Raw genomic sequence first — 4,900 nt, forward strand, 5'->3', positions numbered from 1 at the left:
GTAAGGTCATCAATCCGGAAGAGTCTCGGGTAGCACTATGTACCAATTAAAATCAGGGATGCACGGGCTGCCGGAAATGCTTCAATCATGACCAAAGAGGTGGATATCCTGAGCGAACTGCCGGGCAACGGCAAGCTTTTCCTCCGGTACCGTTTGCTGCTTAGGGACCGTCATCGCGCCTAAACTGGTTGCCTGGCAGTCACACGATCAGTTAATCCCGGGTGCCTTTTGGAAACAGAAAGTCTGCACTAATGCGCTGCCTTTTGCGGAGTTCGCCGCAACATGGACCTGTTGCCAAAGCTGCTGTCAAGCATATTCTTTGGTTCTAAGCTAAATCAAAACATACATTTAAACAAAAGTCATGAATACCATTAAAATGGCATTACTAAGTACGATCGCACTCTTTTTCTTTTCCTGCAATGGATTCGAAAGTGATGGCTCTAAGAATATTGCAACCATCTATTATGGGGGCGATATTATTACTATGGCCGGTGATACACCGGAATATGTAGATGCATTGGTAGTAAGAAACGGGCTCATCGAATTTGCAGGGACTTACGACGATGCAATGGAAATCGCGGGGGGAAATCATCAATTGATAAACCTTCAAGGAAAAACGTTACTACCTGGCTTTATTGATGGTCATGCACATTTTGCCGGTTTTTCTGCTCAGGCAATAGGGGCTCAGATTTTACCCCCGCCTGATGCAGGTGCTCATAATATTTCTGCCCTCATTGAAATTTTAAATGAATGGAACACCCCCGAAAACAGAGCTCTTACCGGCTGGATATTTGGAATTGGTTTTGATGATTCTGTTTTAGAGGAAAAGCGATTCCCCACCAAAGAAGATCTGGATAAAGTATCTACCGAACATCCTGTTTTGATAATTCATATTTCCGGTCATTTTGCATCCCTGAATTCAAAAGGGCTCGAAATGATTGGTATTACGGCTGAAACAGAAGATCCGGATGGCGGAATTATCAGACGTATGCCCGATAGTCGTGAACCAAATGGCGTTTTGGAAGAACTGGCGGCAATACCCGCATATTCACGCGTGCTAACACCAGCTTCAGAAGAGGCTCTTTTTGAGTTCATGAAAGCCGGTCAGGATATGGCTTTGTCTTATGGATATACAACTATTCAGGAAGGCCGTGCAATGGAACAGCATGATTTGCTGGCAGCTTTTGCTGAACTGGGATTTTGGAAACTGGATATTATTTCCCATATAGATTATGCATTTGCTCATCTTATGGATACCGATTGGTACAGTAAAGAGTATAAAAACAACTATCGTATTGGTGGTTTAAAACTAACCTTAGATGGTTCGCCACAAGGACGAACAGCCTGGAGAACTCAACCGTATTTAATTCCGCCTCATGGGGCCGGCAGCGATTATGCAGGGTATCCGGCTATACCGAATGATGAAGATGTAATAGCTTTATTTGAATTAGCCTTTAAAAATAACTGGCAAATTCTTACACATGCAAATGGTGATGCTGCCATTGATCAAATGATTCGCACTATTGCGCCTGTTGCGGAAAAATATGGCAATGAAGATCGCAGAAATGTACTCATCCACGGTCAATATGTGAGGGATGATCAATTGGATGCTTTAAAGGAGCTAAATGTAATTGCCTCATTATTTCCGCTACACACCTTCTATTGGGGCGATTGGCACAAAGAAATTATTGGCGACTCTTTGGGAAACAGAATCAGCCCTGTGAGAACAGCTTTGAATAAAGGCTTACATGTCACTATTCATACCGATGCGCCTGTAGCCTTACCTAATCTGATGCGCGTGGTTTGGACAGCTGTTGAGCGTACATCCCGTTCAGGAGAAGTGATTGGAGAATCGGAGCGTTTAACACCTTACGAAGCACTTCAGGCCATTACAATATGGTCTGCATTTCAACATTTTGAAGAAGATACAAAAGGATCGCTTGAAGCAGGAAAACGTGCTGATTTGGTAATCTTAGACAGGAATCCCCTTAAAGTTGATCCACAGGATATAAAGGATATTATAGTTGTTGAAACCATCAAGGATGGTCTAAGTATTTTCCAACTATATTGAACATTTTCCACACAACATATTCAACTAATATATAACATTAAAATTAATCTTTATTTAAAACAATATGAGTAATACATTTCACTTAATTCCTCTTTTTGTCATTTTTATCGCTACTATGTCTTTTGTAAGCTGTAAAAATAACCTCGTAGATACGCAAGCACCAAAGCTTGTAATCTTACAACCTTCTCAGAATCAGAGTTTTCCGTTTGGAGAGAGATTTTTAGTGGTAACAACCATGCAAGACTTTGTTGAACTGGGTAATTATACCTATGAGGTAAGATGGCACGATGTTCCTTCAAACGTATCCGATAATCCGGATGAACCTGCTTGGGAGCTTGATGGAACAGGAGAAATTGAAAATACAAACCTACAGACGGTTTCATGGCATATTCAGGTACCTGAGAATACCCGCACAGGGATCTATAAATTGGACATTTTTCTGTATGATAAAGCCGGAAATGTAGATAACAATAGTGTTCTGATTCAGATTACGTCTGACTAGTCATTGTGCTGCAAAAAAGGTAAAATGAAATTGTTTCCTCGCCTGTGCTTTCCCCCTTCAAAATTTGCCACATCCCCCTTATGCGCTTAAATTAGCGGGGCGGCTCTTGGTCAGGCAGCCGGATCAGGGCTGTGAGGCCTTCCACCGAAACAAAACATTCATTACTAAAAGAGAGACATACCATGCTTTATTCTGCTCAGGACACCCTTCTTGCCGAAAACCTCCTTTCACACAGCTGTGCGCTCAAGCCCGGCGAAAACATCATGATTCAGCTTGTGGGGCTGAACGGCATTGGTCTGGTGCGGGCACTTGTGGCGCAGGCGCGTGCCCTGGGCGCAAATCCTTTCATACGCATCGAGGATACCGAAATAAACCGCACCCTGCTCGAAACCGGGGATGAAGCCTTCTGGAAGTTGCAGGCCACCGCCGATCAGCTGCCGCTTATGAAGCAGATGGATGCGTTTGTGGGCATCCGCGCCTCAGAGAATATTTACGAGAACAGCCGTGTGAGCGCGGCCCAAAACAAGGCCTACGGCGATCATTTCCTGAAGCCCGTGCATTTTGAGGAGCGCGTGAACAACACCAAGTGGGTGATTCTGCGCTACCCCTCCCCCGCTTTTGCGATGAACGCAAAGATGCCGACCCGCGAATTCGCCGAATTCTACTACCGTGCCTGTCTGCTCGATTACGCCAGACTGCGCGAGGCCATGCTCCCGCTCGAGGCCCGGCTGCGCAGCACCGACGAGATCCGCCTGCAGGGCGAGGGCACCGATATCCGGTTTTCGGTGAAGGGTCAGAACTGGATTCCCTGCTTCGGGGAGCGCAACATCCCGGACGGCGAGCTGTTTACCTCCCCCATTCTGGAGAGCGTGAACGGCGAAATTACCTACGCGCCCTCGGTGTATCAGGGCAAGCCGTTTGAATTTGTGAAACTTCGGGTGAAAGACGGCCTGGTGACCGATTTCGACAGCTCCGACAATGATGCACTCCGGGCCATTCTGGATACCGATGCCGGCGCGCGGCGCTTCGGAGAGTTCAGCTTCGGTACCAATCCCGTGATTGAGAAGCCGATGTATGATATTTTGTTTGATGAGAAAATTTACGGCTCAAACCACCTCACCCTGGGTCAGGATTACGAGATCGCGGCCAACGGCAACGACAGCGCCGTACACTGGGATCTGGTGTGCATCGGCGCCGATGTGTACCTCGATGATGCGCTCATCCGCAAGGGCCGCCTGTTCGTGACCGACGATCTGAAAGGGCTGAACCCCGATGTTTTTTTGAAGGGGGAAGGATGAGATTTAGGACGAAAAGCTGACTCCGGTTTACGGCCTGCTTCTTCCTAAACAAACAGTTTGCCAATGGTCTTCATAGGCAAAAACATCTTTCCGCTGTCAGGAAGCCCGATGAAGCCGTACCTCAGATAAAATTTGCGGGCGGTATCATCAATCGGATCAACGATTACGGCGATAGAACCGATTTGGACGGATGCTTCATAGCTTCTTTTCAGGGCGTCGATGAGCAGCAGCTCGCCCAGCCGCTCGCCCGGGTAGTTCAGGTCACGCGCCAGCCTCCCGAGCAGGGTAACGGGCAGATTTTGATAAGACGGCGGAAACTTTTTGCGAAGCTCTTCCGGCAGGAATTTTCTTTCAATTCCGGCACTCGATAAGGTGTAGTAGCCCTTCACCTCACCGCGCTCGTTACAAATTACGAAGCAGGCTGCGAGCTGTCGTTTCACATCTTGCCCGGCCTGCCTGCGAAGATATTGGGTAAGCAGGGGCTGTCCGCAGTCGAACTGCGATTTGAGGTGCCCGGAATGCAGCAACTCCGTAAGGTAGCTCACGGCTGCTTGGCTTTTTCGTGATAACGCTCCGCTGCTTTTCGCAGCATTTCGTTAGGTTCAGCAGGACTCGTGATTTCCTGAAAAAAAATCTGCCGGTCTTTTTCTGAGGCCAGAACGGTTTGATGCTCACGGATAATGGCATCTGCTTTTTGCTGCGCGGCATCGAGAATAAAATCGGTCAGCGTCCGAAATCCGCCCAGCTGCGCCGCATGTTCAAAATGACGCTTCTGCTCCTGCGGCACCCTCGCATTGATGCGCTCGGTTGATGCTGTATTCATGGCTTTACTGAGTGAGGAATTGACAAAAAATTGTACGTATAATGTACGCACAATTTTTGATTTTTTCCTGAAGCGAGCTAAATCCCGATGTTTTTTTGAAGGGTGAAGGATGACCAAGCTCGCCCCTCAGCTGCCCGGACTGCTTTCCCTTTCATAAAAAAGAATCCCGTCTTTTTCGATTTCCGCAATCAGCTCCGGACTCGTTA

5 protein-coding genes are annotated in these 4,900 nt (G+C 47.3%); 3 read left to right on the top strand and 2 right to left on the bottom strand.

Annotation, left to right across the window (positions count from 1 at the left end; genetic code table 11):
• Positions 1 to 361: 361 nt before the first annotated feature.
• The 3 genes from LAT75_RS15180 to LAT75_RS15190 all read left to right on the top strand — a co-directional run bounded on the left by LAT75_RS15180 (position 362) and on the right by LAT75_RS15190 (position 3,871).
• Complete coding sequence (locus LAT75_RS15180) at positions 362 to 2,071, top strand: amidohydrolase (protein ID WP_291483616.1); 1,710 nt, start codon at positions 362 to 364, stop codon at positions 2,069 to 2,071.
• Between the two features lie 64 nt (positions 2,072 to 2,135).
• Complete coding sequence (locus tag LAT75_RS15185; RefSeq protein WP_291483617.1) at positions 2,136 to 2,573, top strand: DUF4625 domain-containing protein; 438 nt, start codon at positions 2,136 to 2,138, stop codon at positions 2,571 to 2,573.
• Between the two features lie 182 nt (positions 2,574 to 2,755).
• Positions 2,756 to 3,871 carry an aminopeptidase gene (locus tag LAT75_RS15190; protein WP_291483619.1) on the top strand — a complete coding sequence of 372 codons (1,116 nt, stop codon included), beginning with the start codon at positions 2,756 to 2,758 and terminating at the stop codon, positions 3,869 to 3,871.
• A gap of 44 nt (positions 3,872 to 3,915) precedes the next feature.
• Here the strand turns inward: LAT75_RS15190 and LAT75_RS15195 are convergent, their stop codons facing one another.
• Entirely contained in the window at positions 3,916 to 4,416 is a 501-nt protein-coding gene (locus LAT75_RS15195; protein WP_291483621.1) for a GNAT family N-acetyltransferase, read from the bottom strand.
• A complete protein-coding gene (locus LAT75_RS15200) occupies positions 4,413 to 4,694 on the bottom strand; it encodes a DUF1778 domain-containing protein (protein ID WP_291483623.1) in 282 nt (93 codons plus the stop codon). Before LAT75_RS15200 ends, LAT75_RS15195 begins: the two co-directional genes overlap by 4 nt.
• Between the last annotated feature and the right edge of the window lie 206 nt (positions 4,695 to 4,900).

Origin of the sequence: Cyclonatronum sp., from assembly GCF_022565315.1 — a bacterium.
Lineage (GTDB): Bacteria > Bacteroidota > Rhodothermia > Balneolales > Cyclonatronaceae > Cyclonatronum.